Below are 19,863 nucleotides of genomic sequence, written 5' to 3' on the forward strand. Positions count from 1 at the left end.
TGTGGATGATGCTTAGTGGAACCTGTTTTAACTTTTCTAACCTCTTATCCCGAAGCAGTGCGAACACAGGTACAGTCGCTGATTGCACAAGGGCGTCTGGCTGAAGTACTGGCCACTCGTTACCCTCAACAGTCGCACGATATTCAGAATGATAAAAGCCTGTATCAGTTTACTCAGGAGCTAAAGCAACGTTTTGTTAAATCCAGCCCACCTGTCAGCAAAGTTTGTTTTGACGGTAAAATTCATCTGGACAACAGCTTAGGCTTGCATAGTTTTGTCAGCAGAGTGCAAGGTGGCAAACTGAAAGCAAAACAGGAAATCCGTATTTCCGCTTTATTTAAACAATTGCCATTTCCTCTGCTAAAAATGGTGGTGGTGCACGAATTAGCGCATTTGCGCGAAAAAGATCACAACAAAGCCTTTTATCAATTGTGTCAGCATATGGAACCCCAGTATCATCAATTGGAATTCGACTTACGTCTGTTTTTAACTTTGAGACAGCTGGAAGGAAAAGCGGTATGAAGCCTGATGGTGATGCAGTTTTTGTTTATGGTTTATTGATGTTACCTGAAGTTGTTTTTGCCATTACAGGCAAAGACTACGTGATGCAAGACGCCAGCCTGCTTGATTACAAAAGATATGGTTTAAGCCAGCAACATGCCAATACGCCAGTGCCTGCTTTAGCTCATTGTCCTGGCCATTTGCAGCAGGGAAAAGTACTGTTGGGGGTATCGCCTGAAGAACTGGCGAAGCTGGATTTTTTTGAAGAGCTGGATTCTGGTTTATACCTGCGCGAGAAAGTGAGAGTGCAATCTTTGGGTCTATGGATAGACGCCTGGTGTTATACAGTAGGGCCAGCTTTACTGCCTTATGTTGCCGGAGACTGGTTTTTGCATCAGGTCAGTGAAAGTCATAAAGAGCATTTGATTACACAGCTGATACCGTCGATGTTAACGACTTATCATAAATTACAGGCCAATACTGGCACTAAAACAAAGGCAACCCCTTTGTCTGAGGACTGAAACATTGAAATTAATCCAATTACTGGTGGGCGCATTCCTCGTCCTTTCCCCCCAGTTACTGGCGGCTGATGTTGATAAACTGGCTACCAACTTTGACTGGCATTTTCGCCAGACACTAAAAAAGAACAATATTCCTGGTGCTGCTTACGCTATCGTTAAAGATAACAAAGTAGTGAAAGTTGGTGCCTATGGCGTGCGAAATGTCGGCACTAAATCAAATATAGATGCGTACACAGTGTTCCGGTTGGCCTCTGTATCAAAAACTTTTACTGGCCAATTGTCGTCTTTGTTGGTGCATCAGGGCCGTTTTCAGTGGGATGATCCTGTAACCCGTTATGTACCTGCATTTTCTTTTAAAAGTCCGCGCCATACCGGAGCTTTGAAAGTAGAGCATTTGTTATCACAAAGTGCGGGTTTGGTGCCTAATACCTATGATGACTTAATTGAAGCCAACCAGACTCCAGCTCAGATATTGCCTAAGTTTCGTTACTTAAACCCTCGTTGTGCGCCAGGCAAATGTTATGGCTATCAGAACGTGTTGTTCAGCCTTATTCGTCCTGTGATGGAAAAAACCACAGGCAGCAGCTTTGAAAGCCTGATGGAGCAAAAACTGTTTAAACCGCTAAAAATGCCAACAGCTTCAGTGGGGTATTCTGCATTTTTAGCCTCTAAAAACCGTGCTATGCCTCATGTCCGGGTGAAAAGAGGCTGGGCTGAAGCTAAGGTCAATCCAAGTTATTACCGGGTAAGCCCGGCCGCTGGCGTGAATGCCAGTGTGATGGACATGAGTCAATGGCTGATAGCTCAACTAGGTCATTACCCTGCCGTATTAAGCCCGGCTATGTTGCAGGACGTACGCAATAAAAGAATTAAAGTGGCTGATGATTTAGGTGGCCGCACCTGGGGCCAGTATGTCACTACGTCACATTACGGTTTAGGAGTACGCATTTTTAACTTTGGTGGTCATGAGGTTTTTTATCACGGTGGCTGGGTCAGAGGCTATCGCACCGAAATGGCCTATTCCAAAGAAAAAGGTGTAGGCTTAGTGGTACTGATTAACGCCGAAACCAATCTGGTGGGGGATTTATCCACCTGGTTCTGGTCAAATTTACTGGCGGTTAAACCGCAGAAAAAGAAGCGTATAGCAGCACAAATGCAGCAAGAATGGGATATGGAAATGGAACCTGACGTCGAGTGGCAAGTGCCTTTGTTGGCAGACTGACACCAGACAGAGGCAAAGGACTGCTATACTCTTGACTCATTTTGATACAACCTGAACGGCCCGCTGAAAAGGATAGATGCCCGATATGTCGATGGGAACCATAAGTCAGTCTTCGTATAGTAAAACTGTAAAAACTATCCTGAGCAAAATCCACGATGCCACAGCCTTGAATGATTCTGTCTATGAGGTGGCGACTGATTATTTTCGTCATGCGAAGCAGCAGGATGAAAAACTTCAGCAATTACAATTGCAAGTCCGCAAACTTGAAAAAAAGCCAGAGCTGTCTTCCAGTGAACAGAAGCAATTGGCTCAAGCTCAGTCTGCGCTAAAATTGTATGTACGTATGCTCGATGACAGCAGGGTAGAGCGATACAGAGCTTTAAAAGCACTCTGTTTGTCGGTGTTACAGCTGACTGAGGGCGAAAATTTTGATGAAACCATCCAAATGTCATCGAAGTTTTTGGGCACTATTCAGTTGCTGGCACCCAGTAACGGCAAATATGTTGCGGCAGTGAACCAAAAGTTTAAACATCTGTACAAAGGCATTTTAAGCCTGCGTTTACTCGATCGCCTGCTGCTGGATAACGAACTGAGCAATAATTATGTTCTGGGCAAGATGCGTGCAGCCAAAGAAATGCTGGATAACGCAGATGCAGCTTATAAAGCCGACTATTCACCTTTTCGCGATGACGTGCAACTGCCGTTATTGATGGCGGCCATATTGCAGGATATCGGCACTTATCACCCGGATGCTTTGGCTATTCTCAAAGGCTCGGATGGCGATCTGGATGAATTCCGGGTTTTAGATGATGAAAACCGCGTAGCGCTTTTGAAAATTAACTATCAGGAAACCCTGAGTTATGTCACCAAAGGCCTGGCCTGCGACCGTTATGTCGGGAATTCAAAAGAAGAGCGGGAGCTGTTTAATCAAAACGAGCAAGACAAACTGAATTTTGTCTATACCTTGCTTAAAAACGCCATTAAACCCGAAGGTGGCGTGGGTAACTTGCTGAAAATTCCGCAAATTTATACCTCAGTTGTCTTGTCGACTAAGTTAAACCACAGCTATGAATCTTTACCCAAAGCGGCGCTGGTGCTGCAAAGTGGAGTAGAGCGAGGTTACTACCATAAAGCCGCTGTTGATGCGCTGATTAAAATTACCGGCCTGTTTCCGCAGGGGTATGGCGTGACTTATATTCCAAAAGACTCAGACAAACGTGATTTGGACAGGTACGAATATGCACTGGTTGTCTCTTTGTACCCGCCTGCCACAGATATGCCGATATGTCGGGTGGTCACCCGCAGTATGACCTTTAGCAATACAGGCACCAATGTGGTTATTGGTGTCGATAACAACCTGTATTTCCCAACGGCACGGAAAAAGCTGGAAAAAATGAGCGAAGAGCGTCTGCTGGAAATTCTGAGCAAGCTGGTGTCGAATTTTGAAGAACGTAAGAATATGGAGTTAATTCCTAAATGCTGGTTTCCTGACGAGTATTTTTCTTACAGCAAAAATCAGAATTTATGGAACAGAGTGACCACTATTCAAAACTGAAGTCCTGTTCTGATAAAAAAAGCCCGGCTATAAAGCCGGGCAAAAAATAGCGGTTCAGGGAGATAAATAAAACCGCTTGCGCTAGAACTCCTTAAATCAAAAAGCTGACTCTGTGTTGAAATCTTCACTGCGGAATGACAACAAGCCAAATTTCTGAAAGCTATGGACCATAGTGTCCGGCATTGGTTCAGTTGAGGTTGTATTCATTTTTAAAATGATTAGAGACAGATCAAAAGTTGTAGCAGCTGGTAAGCCTTTGCGTCAGAGCATCAGCTGAAGTCGTGATTCGCATGGTGACGCTGCATCCATCTTGTGTTGATTTTTGTGCTCAGCATAAAGATGGATGCAGGTGAAAGATAACGTTTTAACTCTATAGCCTCTATCGGTTTAATGGATGAGGCGGCTTGATGGCAAGCCTAAGTTAACACTGCAGCAGTACGCAACAATACAGCGGATTGTCGTAGCCATCGCAAGTTTTGTACTCACGGTAGCCTTTAGAATACGCCAGTGCCAGCCAATACGGCTGATCGTTCAGGGTGACTCGCTGACTGACAGGGTGCAGCTGCGCAGAGCGAAATAACTCGTCAGCCAATGGCACACAATGTCCTACAGGCCAGAGTTCGGTATGACTGGATGACAAAACGGCCCCTTTCTCATCGATAAAACAGGCGGAAAAGTCAGCTTTAATTTCCCCCTGTGCATTTTTGGGCAAAATATCCAGCAACATTGCACTAAATTGTGGCGTACTATCAAAGACCAAGGCTATACCGCCTTGAGCTTTTCCTGTGGTTGTATCGGTAAAAATTGGAGCATGGTAGATGTATGTGGATTGCTGTTGATATAAAAAGCTGGGCACAAAATCGCTAACCGCATACTGATGCGGGGCGTTTAATAGCAGGCACTGTGCAGCACCACTTTGTGCTGGCATTTGCTTTAGCTCTGCCTGGTGTTCTCTGGCACTGCACAAGATAGTTTGCTTTGCATCGTAGATATAAATGTTGGAGTAAACTGTATATAAATCATTGATGTAAGCTAACTCTTCAGCGGCCTGCTGTTGGTTTTTTGCATCAGGATTTTGCAGCAACAGCTGGAATTTCTTGTTGTGTGCCCACCAGCGACAGTCGTTGGCCCGTTCATACAGATTTCTGTCCATGATATCCAATGCCTGTCGCGCCAGCATCATCAGTTCTTCCAGTTGGCTATGCAGCACTGTATGAGCCAGCTCTTCCACTGAATGGGAAAATACCTGATGGATTTCTTTGCCTATACCCCGGATTGCATCCAGTACTGGCACAAATTCGACAGCGTCGTTACGGGCTGCTGAAATCACACCATTCAGTACAATCAGGCTAAGCTCTTCGTTGACCTGCAAGGAGGAACGATGGATCTGAAAGAGTTCAGGGAATAATGTCAGATTATCAATATCCAGCACCTGCTGAGTCGATGCGGTCTGAGCAGCAAAGCTCTGTAATGGTGTCCAGATCTGAGTTTGCCAGGCCGGGCCAAAGTAGCCCTGATAGCCTTGAGTCTGAGCGAAACTAAGTAAATAATCGCGGTTGTCTACCTTTCTGAGTCCCAGTTGCTGTTGTCGTCCAGAAGTCTGTTGTGGCGGCAAAGAGTCAGGATCTGAACTGAATACGGTGCAACCATCATCAGCCTGCAGCAATAAAATACTTTGACTATGTTCTGGAATTAAGTTTTTGAAAATATTGGTTATTTCATCTTCAAACTTAAAGCAAAGGCAAAGTACGCCAAGCGCTTCGCCCTGGTCTGATACAACAGCCTGAGCATAAATCAAACTTTGTTTTTGGTTGGGCTGCAGGTCTGAATACCTGAGGGTTTCACTAAAATTCCGGGGCTGCTGCAAGCAGTGTTGCACTAAGGGATCACGGCTGTAGTTCTGAGTGTACGACTGATCCAGCCTTAGCAGGATCTGTCCGTCAGGACCCAGCAGAACCACATCCTGATACACTGAATAGTAGCTGACATAACTGGCTAAATGCTGCTGCATCGCATCGGTTGACCCAGCTGCAGGAGCAGCTAAAAAGCCGCGAATTTGCGAGTCTGTGGCTAAAAAACCTATATCTGCTGTACGTTCAAACAAGTTGCGGATCAGCACATCAATGGCAATCTGGCAGCAGGCTTTGTCTGACAGTAAGGTTTTTTTGGTTTGTTCCAGCAGTAAGTTGTCGATCAGGATTTGTTGTAATTCAGTGAAGCGTTTTTTGGTTTGGTCCATATTGTCGAGTATGGTAGAACCAAGACGTAAGCTATTGATTTTACCTATTAAACTAACCTTACTCCACCAACTATCCAGTTCAGTTAATTTTTGTTCGTACTGTATAACGCCACTCATATAAGGTTTGAGATTATTTTTATGATGTTCGAAAAAAAACTGCATGTACAACCAACACCTGAGCTATTGCCCTCCAATGGATCCGTAGAGGTTAATGCAAGGGGTTTGCCAGTCTGTTGACCCTTTGTCTCAACGATTTTTTCGATACAAGTCTAAATAAAAGTTCAGACTGATTTGAGGTGAGCTTTGAGCAAATTGTTGCTTTTGTTCGCTGTTAAACTTCCAGGCTAGAGGCGTCATCTCCAACAGATTAAGTACCATTTGCGCGGGTAAATCGGTCAGTTGATGTGTTAATTCCTGACGCTGTTGGTGCACAAAACCCGGAATTACTTCAATCTGATCGCTATGCAAGCGTACAGAGTTGTACACCTGTTGTTTGATCTCTACTAAATGTTTCGGCGCTGGCGTGACCGTCAGTAGCATGCCGTCAGTTTTTAATACCCTGGCCAGCTCTTCCGGCTCACAAGGAGCACAGAGTTTAAGTGCTGCATCAAAACTTTGATCGGCAAAAGGCAGATGCCAAGCGCTGGCGACGCAAAAGTGAATGGCAGGATAAGTTTTGGCGGCTTTTTTAATGGCGGTTTTGGCGATATCCAAACCGTACAGAGTGGCTTCTTTGTCTGCCAGGGCCTGAAGCAGTCTGTGACTGTAATAGCCTTCACCACAACCTAAATCCAGCACTACAGACTGTTGTGGCAATACAGAAGCGAAGCTTTGGTTCACCGCATCGGACAGCAACTGGTAATAACCGGCATTTAAGAAATCACGGCGGCATTGCATCATCAATGCAGAATCGCCCGGCACTTTGGAATTTTTTTGCTGCACCGGCAGTAAATGCAAATAACCTTCTTTGGCCAGATCAAAGCTATGGCCCTGAACACAGGCAAAGCTGTTGTGGTGTTGAGTCAGGCTCTGTTGGCAAAGCGGGCAGCGGTACATAACAATTCCCTAATAAAAATTCAATTAATTCAGTTGCAACAAATCCCAGCGGGTACCGTACAAATCTTCAAACACGGCCACAGTACCATAAGCTTCTTCGCGTGGCGTTTCGAGAAACTTCACACCTTGCTGTTGCATCATGCTGTGGTCGCGCCAGAAATCGTCGGTATTTAAAAACAGAAAAACCCGGCCACCACACTGATTGCCAATCTGTTGTTTTTGCTGCTCATTACTGGCTTTGGCCAGTAAAATTGCGGTCTCTACAGCACCTTTGGGTCGTACCACTACCCACCTTTTTTCACCTTGTGGGCTGTCTTCTACTAACTCAAAACCCAGTTTTTGCGTGTAAAACGCTATCGCTTCGTCGTAGTCAGCCACTAACAGACTTATTAAACCTAAGCTTTGCTTCATGATAGGTGGTTCCGGCAGAAGAAAAAGTGGCGCTATGCTACCGATCCGATGCAGCGGATGCCAGCAATTATTAGCCTTTTGCCCCTGAGTTGCTGGGCAGTTGAGGATGGCTGTTGGTATACTGCGGTCTTTATTTTATCTGTGTGGAGAGAAAAATGTCTGGTGCAGAACTGGAACTCTGGTCTTTAGATGAGCTGTGTGATCACGCTTTTGCTATTTTTGAAGAGCTAGCAGAAGAGAACTTATCAGTTGAAGATTATGCGTTGTATCAACAACATGCGTCGGCTTCAGCTTATGTTGACCTGGTGCCCGCCATCGACGACTGGGTGGATATGATCGCCATGGATATAGACCCTGAACTGCATGTCGAAGCTCGCATTGGTTTGGCTGATGTGAATGGCGCTGCAGAAATTGTTTTGGCCAGAATTTTATTGTCTAAAGAAAAATATGAAACTTTATGTCATGCCCGCTGGCGCGGACAGGATTAAACCAGGCTAAAAAATTTGCCAAGTCTCGGATTTTGTATCGTTTTTTCTAAATTTTTCTTTTGCGACTGGCCATCTTCCGCCTACACTAAAGAGGTGTGAGTGGCCGATCATCGATCTGAGAAAAAACGAGGCAAAGGTTTGAGTCTTACCCGATTTGATTTTAGTAAGTTATTTGATCTCAATGTGTTAGTTGTTGAGTCTGATCCTGCGTCTGGTCATCAGTTAAAACAAATACTGACCGGCCTTGGTATCAAAAAAGTAGAGCTCAGCCGTACAGCTCAGGATCTGTTGAGCACTGAAGGTACTGCACCATACGATGTAATTTTGCTTGATTATGATGCGGAACCCTCTTTGGTTGGCGCCGATCTGATTGATTTGCTGCTGCACAAACACATTGTTAGTCCCTTAAGCCGCTTGGTGGTGTTATCCACTGCGACAGAGCGGCAGAAGCATGCTGTCGATTATCCTTTTCATCAGATTGATTTTCTCGACCGGCCTTGCAATAAATTCCACATCGATGAGCAGTTAAAACTGCATGTGCGCCTAAAACCTTTTATGGATCAGATCCTGCCTCTGGTGCATAAACGCCGTTATGTTGATGCTTTTAAATTGATAGCTGAGCTACAACAAAAAGCTGGTGCTGATACCCCAGTGGCCGTGCTGCAACTAAAAGCGCAGATGCTGCTGGAGCTGGGCGTTTATGACGCAGCTTCTGCATTGATTAAATCAGCCTGTGCCAAGCAGCAGGGCTGGGCCTTGTGGTTGCAGTTTATACTGGATTACGAACAAGCTGATTTGCAGTCCTGCAACAGCTTTTTAGTGAATGTGACCGAAGAAGTACTGCGTTATCAAGAACGCAAAGAAGTTTGGCAAGTGTATCTGGCGCTGGAAAACGAAGACTACGCCGCAGCTCTTGGTGTGGCTGTTAAATTCCCGGCTGCTGGTATGTCGACCCATATTACTCAGTTAGTGCAATTGGTGATGATGGTGTCGGATAAAACAGAACAAGCCATTGAACTGATAGAGCGCAAAAGACGGCAGGCTGGCAGTGGTTACCAGTTTTGTGTATTGACGGTAACTTTGTGTAAGCTGCTGCTGTTTTTAATGGCGCAGCCTATGCCAGAGCAGAGAGTTTCCCAGTATCAGGCTATGTTGCAGCAATGTTTTCGTCAGTTAATCACCGACAAAGAAGCCAGTCAGTTTGCGGCTGATATCATCTGGTTGCAGGGCAGCTTAGTTTGTCAGGCTGATGGCAAAGAAGCCGCTATTGCTTTCTTAGAGAAACAAAAACAACATTTAGCTGCTATGCAGATGTCTGTCGCCAGTCAGTGTCATGGCGCGAGCCTGATGGCGGGTCTTGGTAAGATGAATGCTGCCTTTGATTTAATGTATCTGGCGAATAAAGCTCTGAATTTGATGCCGCACAGCATACATAAAGTTTATGCGGCTTGCGTGCATCAGCAGGCCTTTCATTTGATTTATACCGCAGAAGACAGAGGGCAGGTCTATGCTCAAATGGGGTTACGGCATGAAAAAGAAGGTGAATTACGCCCGGCAGCTCAAATGTATTACAAGGCCTATCTGGCTGAACCTGGTTATTTAACCCATCAGGAGCATTTAGCAAACTTGCTAAGCCAGTTAAAGCTAAGCAAGTTTAAGACCTTTGTGCTGGATGAGTTTAACAGCCGCTGAAGTTAATCAGCGTCCGTTGGATTAAAACTTTGTTCCAGCACTAATGCCAGACGCACAGCAGCTTGCTGCAAGCGTTGCTCCAACTGAGGCAGGTGCTGTTGCTGGTAGTTTTCGTCTATTAACATGCCTGGCTTGTAGCCCTGATAAATCAGTTTCACCAGCAACACCGACTCGTTTGCCCAGTCCAGCACACTGACGCTTTGCCATTGCTGTTGTTTCGTCTTCAACGCCTGATACAAGGCCTGTTGCTTCGCATCATCCTGATAAGAGGCGGCTTCCAGAATACGACTATCCCAAACCCCATGTAAATTCGACGGTTCACCTTCAAAATAGACTGCAGTTCTGTTGCCACCTAAATCATCGGCATAACCCGCATGCAAAGGCTGATGCAAATCGCCTATAAAGTGTCCTACAAAAAGCAGAGCTTCTAACTGGGTTTTTGATGGCGCAAATGGCGTCAGCTTTTTCCGCTCTTGCTCAATAGCGGATAGCACACAACCTTCAGCGGGGCAGTGCTGCATGGTCAATTTGCTGTCAGAACGTTTGATATTGACGTAATGCCAGACTTTGGTGTGCTGATACTCCGGCAGTGAGCGCACCTGATCCGGCCAGGAACAAGCTTGGGTAAAATCTTTCTGTTCGTGTAATTGCATCAGTTGCTGCACTTTGTGCTGGCTGACCGGGCTTAATAACTGATAGGCCATGGAACAGACCATCTGATGGCCTAATTCACCAAAAGCAAATACCGGGCTGCAAAACAACGCCAAAGCTAAGACTAGATTACGCATAGGGTATTTCCTTATTCATCGACGAGTTGAGTGACTTGCCAGTGGGCGAGTGGGCTTCGTGAAAGCAATGGCGCCAGCTCTTTTAAGCAGCTCTCCATATCCTGTTTCAGCGTAAAAGGCGGGTTAATCACCAGCATGCCGCTGCCTGTCATGCCAAAACCTTCAGTATCTGGTTGCGGGCAATATTCTATCCGCAGCTGGTTACGAATTTGTGTATCAACAATAGCATCAATAAAACTTTCAACCGCCTGACGTTCGATCACCGGATACCAGATGGCATAAGTGCCTTGTGGAAAGCGCTGGTAAGCTTGTTGCAGGCCTTTGATGAGGTCCTGATATTCAGTTTTTAGCTCATAAGGTGGGTCAATCAGCACTAAGCCACGTTTGGACAAAGGCGGTAACATAGCGCGCAGGCCAGCCCAGGCGTCCATCTTTTCAATACGGCTGTGGCGGCGACGCTGAAACTGGCTGGCCAGAATAGGATGATCGCTTGGATGTAATTCGGTGGCCTGAATGGTGTCTGTAGCGCGGCATAATAAATCAGCAATTTTCGGTGAACCCGGATAAAAGGCTAAGTCGTCGCTGTCATTCACCAGCCTGATGGTATCGACATAAGCTTTGATGTCCGCATTTACGCCCTGATAGGTCCAGAGTTTGCCTATACCTGTTTGGTATTCCGCAGTTTTTTGCGCTTGTTCGCTATGCAGACTGTATAAACCAGCACCTGCATGAGTATCGTGATAGCAAAAAGGCTTATCTTTGCGTTTTAAGTAATTCAGGATACAAATCTGCACCAGATGTTTGATCACATCAGCGTGATTACCTGCATGATAACTATGACGATAACTCAGCATAAGAAGACTCTTTTAACGGTAATGTTTCAGTGTTTTTCGCAGCAATAGCGGCACAAGGCGCCAGCATACTGCGCCAGAGCAGAAAGGCAAGTATTCTGTGTATCGCGGTAAGTCATAAGTTGCTTGGGGTTCTGGCTGATGCAGTGTTAAAATCTGCCCAATCAGCGACAGCGCCCGTACAGGATCTCCCTTGAATCGCAAAACCTCAGCACCACAGCATAAAAAAACTCAACCAGGTTCAGAGCTGCAAAAGCCATGGACTAAGGCAAAACCAGCATCGGTCAAAACAGCTGAAGCAAAAACCACTGCACCTAAAGCTGTGTCTGCCAAAGTGTTAAAACAAAATCGTCAGGAAGAAGCCAAAATTTATGGTGAAAATGCCTGCCGTGTCGCCTTTTTGCAACGTCCTGAAGCTTTAGTGCGTTTGTATTTAAGCGAGCAAATGGCGCCTAAGTTTGCAGATCTGATGAAGTATTTAGCGGCTAATAAAAAAGCCTATCATGTGGTGTCTGAAGCCGAGCTTGAAAAAGTAGCAGGCAGCCAGCATCACGGTGGTGTGGTACTATTGGTGAAACGTAAGCCAGTGCTATCGCTGGCGACTTATTTAACCCAAAACGGCCGTAAAAAGCAGGATTGTTTGCTGGCATTAGATGGTGTAGGTAATCCACACAATTTAGGCGCTATAGCCCGCAGCTGCGCTCATTTTGGTATCAGTGGCATAGTGATGAAAGACCCGGATTTACTGGCGCATGGCGCTGCAGCGCGCACTGCTGAAGGTGGCGTAGAGTTTGTCGAAGGTTTAAGTTGTGACAACCTGCCGCTGGCATTGCAGCTGTGTAAACAGGCAGGCTATACACTGGTAACCACCTCAAGCCATGGTGGCGTATCGCTGTACAGCAGCCAGTTGCCTGCCAAAGTCGTGATAGTTTTTGGTGAAGAGATGTTTGGTGTCTCTCAGTCTGTGGCTAAATCCGCTGATATCGCCTTACAAATTCCTGGTACTGGTAAAGTGGAGTCGTTAAATGTGAGTGTTGCTGCCAGCCTGATTTTAGGCGAATGGTATCGCCAGCAGCAGTAAAGGCACTAGGTACCCTATACATGAAGAGCCCTGATTAAACAGGGCTTTTTTCAGGTTGTTTTTTTTCCATCATTTTTCCTGTCACAGCCCAGACGATCAGCGCGCTCCAGGCAATCATGGAAAAACCTGCTGGTATATTGGCGATTAAAATCAGTTTTAAATGTTTGCGATTAAAGGCCAAAGCAAGCAAAGCTGGCAAAAAGTAGACAGCCAGAAACAGGGGTAAAAAAACCAGCCATTGTGTCAATGAGGCTGCGGCAAAAGCGCTACTAAAGGTCGTCATCATTTCGTTCATCTTTTAATCCTCTGTGTGATCCAAGTCTGTGATTTAACAGCTTCAGAGTATAAGATCGGTCTGGTTCAGCCTCAGAAAAAGTGATTTTCGGCCCATAACACTGAAATACGGTTAACCCCAGGCATTAAACAACTGTTTTAGCTGTTGCACCTGACGGCGGCTGACTTCCACAGCTGAGCCATCATGCAGTACCACAATCATAGTGCCTGCAGCCAGGCCGGGTTCAATTTGCCTGATGGCATCAATACGCACTAGGTCGGAGCGACTGACTTTAAAAAACTGCTGAGGGTTTAAGCGCACCTCTACTTTGGATAAGGAGCTGTGCAAAAAGCTTTTACCATCGTCGCAGTACACAGCTGTGTGGTTGCCAATACTTTCAAAACGCTGAATTTCATTCAGTCGTTTGATCCGGCTTATGTCACCAAACTTCAGCAAAATGCCATGCTGTTCAGGCAAATAACTGTGCTGTTGACCTGAGGCCCGCTGTTGCTCCAGCTTTTGAATAGTGCGTTCCAGCCGCTCTGGTGCAACAGGTTTTAATAAATAATCCAGCGCATTGAGTTCAAAGGCGTCCAGCGCGTATTGATCAAAGGCAGTGCAAAATACAAAGTGGCAGTGTTTTTGTGATGATTGGTTTTGTATTTGAGGGGCCAGCTGTAGTCCTGATAAACCCGGCATCTGAATATCTAAAAACACCAAATCAAAAGCCTGTTGTTGCATCAACTCCAAAGCCTGTTCCGCTGTACAGGCTTCAGCTTCAATACTGATCTGTGGGTAAGGAGCCAGTAAACGCTTGAGTTCGGCTCTGGCTAAACGTTCATCATCCACCACTAAGGTTTTAAACATAAGGCAGCTCCATCCGCACTTCAAATTGCTGATCTGTTTTAGTCTGCTGCCAGCGAATGCTATCTCCCAGCTGCAGCACAAGACGTTGTTGTAAATTGTTCAGCGAGCTGCCAGTGCCCTTGAAAGGGCTGACCGCTTTGTAGCTATTGCTGATTGACAGCACCCAGACAGAGCGGCCTGTTTTTTCTGCTTTCACCTTCAGCCAGCCAGGTTCGGCATTAGGGCTAATACCATGCTTAATGGCATTTTCAATCAATGTTAATACCGTCAGCCCCGGCAGTTTTTGTGTCAGACAGTCTTCAGCCAATTCAATACAAGTCTCCAGCCGTTGCTCCAGCCTTACCTGTTCTATTTGCAAATAAAATTCTGCGGTTTGCCATTCTTCTGCCAAAGTGGCAACAGGCCGCATTTGAGTTTGTAAATGAATACGCAGCAGTTCAGATAAATGCGTGACTGTTTGTGCGGCCTGATGCTGATTTTCAAAAATTAAGGCTCGTACTGAATTTAATGCATTAAATAAAAAGTGGGGACTGAGCTGGTAGGTCAGTTGTTGAATTTGAGCTTGTTGCATCTGTTGTTGCAATTGCTTTTTTTGCTGTAGACCATGCCAGAATAAATAAATCAGGCTCCAGCCCAGTAAAATAATAAAGGTATTAAAACCACCCAGTAGCCACTGATTAAACTGAGAGAACTCCATCAAAAGCTGTTGGTTCTGATGGTTAAAACTGACCGTATCAATTTGAGTGGTTTTCAACAGTTCCAGTTTAGCCGTCAGCATTGAAAGGGCCGAACAAAACAACGACAAAGCTGTTATATACAAAAAGCTCCATAGAGCAGGGAGTAGTTTCTGTGAAACACTTAGTAAATAGAATTTCAGCACTGGTCTTAACAGCAAATGAGTGACAAGTACTAAGTTGGCGCAGTCAACTAAGCCACGGATCACAAAGCGTGAAACTAAACTGGTTTCTACTAATTTCAGAAAAGGTTGCATCATCAGCAGGTAGCTGGCAAAAAACACTGAGATAAAAATCAGCTGGCCAAGCAGATAGGATCTGCTAATACGGCTTGATAACTCAACAGCACGACTTAAAAAATCAGACAAGATAAGACTTCCAAAATCAAATAAACGCAGATGTTTTACCGCAGCAAGGGGAAAACAACAAGGGTTCAAGGCAGCATGATAAGTAAAGTGCCCAAAGCCGGAGCTGTTTTTAACATCAGATAGGGCCCCATAGCCAGAATACAACTCAGGCTGATAAAACTCAGGACAAAAGCTGTGCATCTTTGTTTTATATTTTCCATCATGCCGGCACCATCTATTAGTCACAATACAGAGTGTGCTGCAGCATAGAGTCTTTGTTTTATAAAAAGTGACCAGCGGTGAGTCAAAGGGATAGAAGGTTATTCAGGCAGTTGAGTCAGGCTGCTACAAGCTGGTCTTGTGTTTTAATCGCTTTATTGCTTTGATAGCAGGTACTAATCAAGGAAGGGTCATAGTTGGATGAAACAGAGTGTGTGGTTAGCAGTATTTTTTGTCGTACTGATTTGGTCTGGCATAGAACCAAAAGACCAGTTCACCTGGTTTCTGGAGGTTTTACCTGCCTTGATTGGCCTGATTGTGCTGACGGTCACTAAAAGCCGCTTTCCATTAACCCCTTTGCTTTATGGCTTAATTTTGCTGCATTCAGTGATTTTGATGGTCGGTGGTCATTACACTTATGCCGAAGTCCCCTTATTTGACTGGATCCGTGACTGGACGGGCGGTGAGCGGAACAATTACGATAAAGTCGGGCATTTGGCTCAGGGCTTTATTCCTGTGATTATTTGCCGCGAAATTATTTTACGCAGGGGCTTAATTTTCGGTCAAAGCTGGCAATGTTTTTTCAGTATTTGTTTTTGTTTAGCCTTCAGTGCTTTTTACGAGCTGATCGAATGGTGGGTCGCCTTAGCTACAGGTGAAGATGCCGAAGCCTTTTTGGGCACTCAGGGTTATGTCTGGGATACTCAATCCGATATGCTTTGGGCCTTAATAGGTGCTTTGCTTGGCTGGTTTATGCTGAAAAGTTTACATGATAAACAGCTACGGCAACTGCGTACAGGCGCGGACAAAGGTCAGAGTTAAACTCTGACCTGCTTGTGTGGATGCCTGTATGGATTAGTCTTTATTTAAACTGACAGGGCCATTGATCTGATCAATCTTCAGCTCACCTGAACCATCCTCGAGTAAAGTAAAACCACCTGCTTGTTGCACCCGGATATCTCCTGAACCATCACTGATAGTCACCATGCCTTTGACTTGCTGAATATCTATATCGCCAGAACCATCCTCCACCAGTACAGTGCCTGCAACCTGCTGAATAAACAAATCACCTGAGCCATCTTCGACAGTCAGATTGCCGCTGAGCTGAGTCAGGCTGACATTGCCTGAGCCATCTTCCAGTACCAGATGACGGCCACCTTGCACTGTTAAATTGCCCGAGCCATCTTCAATCACCAGATCAGCGCTTAAGCCTTCAATACTGATATCACCTGAACCGTCTTCCAGCGCCAAAGCAAGTTCAGCTGGCATGGTCACTACCAGATCAGCATAAGCAGAAGAACCAGTGCAAATACCGATGCAAGAGCTGCCGACAGCCTTCAGTACAGCAGCAGAGCCTTGTTTTTCCAGTGATAAAGTAAAAGGTCTGTCTTCGCTGGAATAAATATCGGCTGTCACTACAATCTGACTGGCCCCTTTGACTCCGACAATTTTCAAGCCGCCTGCTTCAGTTTCAGCTTTTAACTCGCTCAAACCTGCAGCGCTTAACTGCAACTGGCGTTGTTCGTGTTGCAGATTTTCTGTTGCAGAACTATGGCCTACGTGGATCACACAGGCACTGAGCAATAAGGTGGGAATACAGACAGCAATCAGTTTTTTCATAACAGGTCCTTAAAACAACTCCTTGAAAGTGTTGTTAGTCTGCCTGTTGTGCTAAGCAATTGCAAAGGAAGGGTAGGTATTAAAGGTATTAAAAAACAAAGACTTATAAATTGTTACTCTTTAGCTTTAAATGTTTCAGGATGCCTGGCTGGCTTGCTGATAGCGGGACCAGAGTAACTGAACCCGCTCTACATAGGTTTGAGTTTCAGCATAAGGTGGAATTCCCTGATGTTTATCCACAGCACCTGGCCCTGCGTTGTAGGCTGCGGTGGCCAGTTTGATATTGCCTTTATAGCGTTTCAGTAAAAAAGCCAGATAAGAAGCCCCACCCTGAATATTCTGTTGTTGATGCCAGACATTTTTCACTCCCACTTCAGTGGCGGTAGCGGGCATTAACTGCATTAAACCTGCGGCGCCACTTTTGGATAAAGCTTTGGGATTAAAAGCAGATTCGGCATGAATGATGGCTCGTAACAGGGCTGGGTCTAACTGATGATGTAAAGCCGCTGCAGCTATTTCCTGCTGATACTTCTGTAGAAACAGCGGTGTATTGTGCCAGTCTACTGTGCTTTGCACCTTGCAGGCGAAACAATCAAACCTTACCAGTCGATAAGGCTGGTTTTTGGGGGCCCTGTCGGAAAAGGCCGTGACGCCATTGGCTTGCTGGTAACGGTACACAGGCGGATTGTCTGCAATTGCAGTAGGAACCAGCAATAAAAAAACACCGCCAGCCAGGGCTTTAGCTGCTTGAAGTTTCAATTTATGCCCCCACTTTAATGCTAACCCATTGAGCATAGTCATTGTTTGCACTTTTTGTGGTGTGAACGGACAAAGAATGACAGCGCTACAGATGCAGTAAGCACAGGGCTTTTATGCTGTTGTCATAGTGGCACTGTAGAATAAAGTGGAAAAACAGATAAGAAGCTGAGTTTTTCAATCACTAAAACAGATTAACTTTATAGATTTAATTCGTTATCTCAAATCGGTCGGAGCAGCTATTCTCTGTCCCATCGAAGCGAGTTCATTTTAGTAATCAACCAACATGGAGTAAGACAATGTCTTCAATTATCAACAGCACCATCAAGCCATTTAAAGCGACTGCCTTCCATCACGGTAAATTTGTTCCAGTGACTGAACAGGATCTGGCAGGCAAATGGTCAGTAGTAGTATTTTACCCAGCTGACTTCACTTTCGTTTGCCCAACTGAATTAGGCGATCTGGCTGATTTCTACCCTAAGTTCCAGGAAATCGGTGTTGAAGTTTACTCAGTATCTACTGACACGCATTTCACTCACAAAGCGTGGCACGATGCTTCTGAAACTATCAAGAAAATCAACTACCCAATGATCGGCGACCCTACTGGTACTATCACTCGTAACTTCGGTGTGATGATCGAGGAAGAAGGTTTAGCTTTACGTGGTACTTTCGTAATCAACCCACAAGGCGAAATCAAAGTTGCTGAAATTCACGACTTAGGTATCGGCCGTAGCGCTGCAGAACTGTTCCGTAAAGTTCAGGCTGCACAATACGTTGCAAACCACGACGGTGAAGTATGTCCAGCTAAATGGACTCCAGGTGAAGCGACTTTAGCTCCATCTTTAGACCTGGTTGGTAAAATCTAAGTCTGATTAGACTACAGGGGCTGAGTTCTCAGCCCCTATTCCAAATAAATTTGTGAGTTTTGCTCACCAGTATTTACTGGTACGGCGAAGCTTTGTCCAAAAGGGCAGTGGCAATCCACCTGAAGGTGGCAGTGACTGTGGCTATAAGAAAGGGGCCAAATATGTTAGATACTAACCTAAAGAACCAATTAAAAACCTATTTGCAAAACCTGAAAAGCCCGGTGGAGCTGGTAGTTGCGTTAGACGGCAGCGATAAAGCAGCCGAGTTAAAAAGTCTGGCCGAAGATATCGCCAGTTTAAGTTCGCTGATCCATTTAAAAGATGAGACAGACCCGGCAGTATTAAAGCCATCTATGCTGGTGCGCTCTACTGCGAAGAACACTCAAATTCGTTTTGCTGGTGTGCCTATGGGCCACGAGTTCACTTCATTGGTGCTGGCTTTATTGCATTCAGGTGGCCACACCATTAAAGAAGAAGCTGCTGTACTGGAGCAAATTGCTGCCCTGCAGGGTGAATTTAATTTTGAAGTTTTTGTGTCTTTAAGCTGTCAGACCTGTCCTGAAGTAGTGCAGGCGCTGAATTTAATGGCAGCAGTGAATCCAAATATTAAAACCACCATGATTGACGGTGCTGTGTTCCCTGATGAAGTCAGCAAACGCAATATCATGGCTGTACCAACAGTGTATTTAAATGGCCAGCAGTTCTCTCAGGGCGCTATTACCCTGACCAACATTCTGAACAAAGTCGACAGCGGTGCTGCGGCTCGTCAGGCTGAAGCGCTGAAAACTAAAGACAACTTCGACATGCTGATTGTGGGTGGTGGTCCTGCTGGTTCTGCAGCTGCTATTTATGCAGCCCGTAAAGGCTTAAACACTGGTATTGTTGCCGAGCGTTTTGGCGGCCAGGTGGCAGACACAGTAGGTATTGAGAACTTTATTTCTGTCAAAGAAACTGAAGGTCCAAAATTGGTCGCTAACTTAGAGTCTCACGTTCGTCATTACGAAGTGGACATTATGAACAGTCAAAAAGCTGTGAAGCTTGGCAAAAGCGACTTGTTTGAAATCACGCTTGAAAACGGCGCTGTGCTGAAAAGTAAAAGCATAGTTCTATCTCCTGGCGCACGTTGGAGAGAGATGAACGTGCCTGGTGAAAAAGAATACCGTGGTAAAGGCGTGGCCTATTGCCCGCACTGCGATGGTCCTTTATTTAAAGGCAAAAAAGTTGCAGTCATAGGTGGTGGTAACTCAGGTATTGAAGCTGCTATCGACTTAGCTGGTATTGTTCAGCATGTGACAGTGCTGGAATTTGACAGCACATTGCGTGCAGACGCAGTGCTGATCAAAAAAGCGCAGTCTATGGGCAACATCACTATTATCACCCAGGCACAAACTACAGAAGTGCTGGGTGATGGTCAGCGCGTTGTTGGCTTGCAGTATACAGACCGTACCAATGGCGAAAGCAAAACTGTGGAACTGGCCGGTATCTTTGTACAAATTGGTTTAGTGCCAAATACCGAGTGGTTGCGTGGTGCTGTGGAATTAACGCCGCGTGGCGAAATTATTGTCGATAGCCACGGCCAGACGTCATTAAAAGGCGTGTTTGCTGCAGGTGACGCGACTAACACACCGTTCAAGCAAATTATTATTGCGATGGGCAGTGGTGCAACAGCGGCTTTAGGTGCTTTTGATTACCTGATCCGCAACTAACAGCTCACTTTGCTTAAAGGCCGCCGGTAAACAGGTGGCCTTTTTTTATGCTTGTAAAATAAAAGCGAT

The 19,863-nt window shown here is 45.5% G+C and carries 21 protein-coding genes; 10 read left to right on the plus strand and 11 right to left on the minus strand.

Annotated elements, in window-relative coordinates; translation table 11 throughout:
- The first annotated feature begins 15 nt into the window (after positions 1-15).
- The 4 genes from LSG37_RS06410 to LSG37_RS06425 all read left to right on the plus strand — a co-directional run bounded on the left by LSG37_RS06410 (position 16) and on the right by LSG37_RS06425 (position 3,799).
- Complete coding sequence (locus LSG37_RS06410; RefSeq protein ID WP_233079092.1) at positions 16-522, plus strand: M48 metallopeptidase family protein; 507 nt, start codon at positions 16-18, stop codon at positions 520-522.
- Positions 519-1,022, plus strand: a complete 504-nt coding sequence (locus LSG37_RS06415; protein ID WP_233079093.1) for a gamma-glutamylcyclotransferase family protein — start codon at positions 519-521, stop codon at positions 1,020-1,022. The genes LSG37_RS06410 and LSG37_RS06415 overlap by 4 nt, the downstream gene beginning before the upstream one ends.
- A gap of 4 nt (positions 1,023-1,026) precedes the next feature.
- Entirely contained in the window at positions 1,027-2,244 is a 1,218-nt protein-coding gene (locus LSG37_RS06420; protein WP_233079094.1) for a serine hydrolase domain-containing protein, read from the plus strand.
- Positions 2,245-2,329: 85 nt separating this feature from the next.
- Positions 2,330-3,799, plus strand: a complete 1,470-nt coding sequence (locus tag LSG37_RS06425; RefSeq protein ID WP_233079095.1) for a hypothetical protein — start codon at positions 2,330-2,332, stop codon at positions 3,797-3,799.
- Between the two features lie 421 nt (positions 3,800-4,220).
- Here the strand turns inward: LSG37_RS06425 and LSG37_RS06430 are convergent, their stop codons facing one another.
- From LSG37_RS06430 to LSG37_RS06440, 3 genes are all read right to left on the minus strand, one after another.
- Positions 4,221-6,200, minus strand: a complete 1,980-nt coding sequence (locus tag LSG37_RS06430; RefSeq protein WP_233079096.1) for a cache domain-containing protein — start codon at positions 6,198-6,200, stop codon at positions 4,221-4,223.
- An 84-nt stretch (positions 6,201-6,284) separates the two neighbouring features.
- Entirely contained in the window at positions 6,285-7,094 is an 810-nt protein-coding gene (rlmA, locus tag LSG37_RS06435) for a 23S rRNA (guanine(745)-N(1))-methyltransferase (protein WP_233079097.1), read from the minus strand.
- Between the two features lie 24 nt (positions 7,095-7,118).
- Entirely contained in the window at positions 7,119-7,505 is a 387-nt protein-coding gene (locus LSG37_RS06440) for a VOC family protein (protein ID WP_233079098.1), read from the minus strand.
- 155 nt (positions 7,506-7,660) lie between these two features.
- Between LSG37_RS06440 and LSG37_RS06445 the strand changes: the two genes are divergently transcribed.
- Complete coding sequence (locus LSG37_RS06445; protein WP_233079099.1) at positions 7,661-7,993, plus strand: DUF440 family protein; 333 nt, start codon at positions 7,661-7,663, stop codon at positions 7,991-7,993.
- A gap of 99 nt (positions 7,994-8,092) precedes the next feature.
- Positions 8,093-9,685, plus strand: coding sequence for a response regulator (locus LSG37_RS06450; protein WP_233079100.1), 1,593 nt, complete (start codon positions 8,093-8,095; stop codon positions 9,683-9,685).
- A 2-nt stretch (positions 9,686-9,687) separates the two neighbouring features.
- Here the strand turns inward: LSG37_RS06450 and LSG37_RS06455 are convergent, their stop codons facing one another.
- Both LSG37_RS06455 and LSG37_RS06460 read right to left on the minus strand, forming a co-directional pair.
- The gene (locus LSG37_RS06455; RefSeq protein ID WP_233079101.1) at positions 9,688-10,473 is read right to left on the minus strand and encodes a S1/P1 nuclease; all 786 of its coding nucleotides are present in this window, start codon (positions 10,471-10,473) and stop codon (positions 9,688-9,690) included.
- 11 nt (positions 10,474-10,484) lie between these two features.
- Positions 10,485-11,327, minus strand: coding sequence for a 23S rRNA (adenine(2030)-N(6))-methyltransferase RlmJ (locus LSG37_RS06460; protein WP_233079102.1), 843 nt, complete (start codon positions 11,325-11,327; stop codon positions 10,485-10,487).
- A 190-nt stretch (positions 11,328-11,517) separates the two neighbouring features.
- Between LSG37_RS06460 and LSG37_RS06465 the strand changes: the two genes are divergently transcribed.
- The gene (locus LSG37_RS06465) at positions 11,518-12,405 is read left to right on the plus strand and encodes a tRNA/rRNA methyltransferase (RefSeq protein ID WP_233079103.1); all 888 of its coding nucleotides are present in this window, start codon (positions 11,518-11,520) and stop codon (positions 12,403-12,405) included.
- Positions 12,406-12,439: 34 nt separating this feature from the next.
- On the opposite strand, the gene LSG37_RS06470 is transcribed toward LSG37_RS06465, so the two are convergent.
- The 4 genes from LSG37_RS06470 to LSG37_RS06485 all read right to left on the minus strand — a co-directional run bounded on the left by LSG37_RS06470 (position 12,440) and on the right by LSG37_RS06485 (position 14,851).
- Positions 12,440-12,700, minus strand: coding sequence for a superinfection immunity protein (locus tag LSG37_RS06470; protein ID WP_233079104.1), 261 nt, complete (start codon positions 12,698-12,700; stop codon positions 12,440-12,442).
- Between the two features lie 111 nt (positions 12,701-12,811).
- Entirely contained in the window at positions 12,812-13,546 is a 735-nt protein-coding gene (locus LSG37_RS06475) for a LytR/AlgR family response regulator transcription factor (RefSeq protein WP_233079105.1), read from the minus strand.
- The gene (locus tag LSG37_RS06480; protein ID WP_233079106.1) at positions 13,539-14,648 is read right to left on the minus strand and encodes a sensor histidine kinase; all 1,110 of its coding nucleotides are present in this window, start codon (positions 14,646-14,648) and stop codon (positions 13,539-13,541) included. Before LSG37_RS06480 ends, LSG37_RS06475 begins: the two co-directional genes overlap by 8 nt.
- A gap of 65 nt (positions 14,649-14,713) precedes the next feature.
- Entirely contained in the window at positions 14,714-14,851 is a 138-nt protein-coding gene (locus LSG37_RS06485; RefSeq protein ID WP_233079107.1) for a hypothetical protein, read from the minus strand.
- Positions 14,852-15,047: 196 nt separating this feature from the next.
- Here LSG37_RS06485 and LSG37_RS06490 point away from each other — a divergent pair, with 196 nt between their 5' ends.
- Positions 15,048-15,668: a DUF2238 domain-containing protein gene (locus LSG37_RS06490; RefSeq protein WP_233079108.1), complete on the plus strand. Its 621-nt coding sequence runs from the start codon at positions 15,048-15,050 to the stop codon at positions 15,666-15,668.
- 33 nt (positions 15,669-15,701) lie between these two features.
- On the opposite strand, the gene LSG37_RS06495 is transcribed toward LSG37_RS06490, so the two are convergent.
- The gene (locus LSG37_RS06495; protein WP_233079109.1) at positions 15,702-16,466 is read right to left on the minus strand and encodes a DUF4097 family beta strand repeat-containing protein; all 765 of its coding nucleotides are present in this window, start codon (positions 16,464-16,466) and stop codon (positions 15,702-15,704) included.
- A gap of 135 nt (positions 16,467-16,601) precedes the next feature.
- Entirely contained in the window at positions 16,602-17,225 is a 624-nt protein-coding gene (locus LSG37_RS06500) for a lytic transglycosylase domain-containing protein (protein ID WP_233079110.1), read from the minus strand.
- A gap of 296 nt (positions 17,226-17,521) precedes the next feature.
- On the opposite strand from LSG37_RS06500, the gene ahpC reads away from it, so the two are divergent.
- Together ahpC and ahpF are read left to right on the plus strand one after the other, a co-directional pair.
- A complete protein-coding gene (gene ahpC / locus LSG37_RS06505) occupies positions 17,522-18,088 on the plus strand; it encodes an alkyl hydroperoxide reductase subunit C (protein WP_127025081.1) in 567 nt (188 codons plus the stop codon).
- A gap of 161 nt (positions 18,089-18,249) precedes the next feature.
- The gene (gene ahpF / locus LSG37_RS06510; RefSeq protein ID WP_233079111.1) at positions 18,250-19,794 is read left to right on the plus strand and encodes an alkyl hydroperoxide reductase subunit F; all 1,545 of its coding nucleotides are present in this window, start codon (positions 18,250-18,252) and stop codon (positions 19,792-19,794) included.
- Positions 19,795-19,863 lie beyond the last annotated feature (69 nt).

Origin of the sequence: Rheinheimera soli, assembly GCF_021290985.1 — a bacterium.
GTDB lineage: Bacteria > Pseudomonadota > Gammaproteobacteria > Enterobacterales > Alteromonadaceae > Pararheinheimera > Pararheinheimera soli.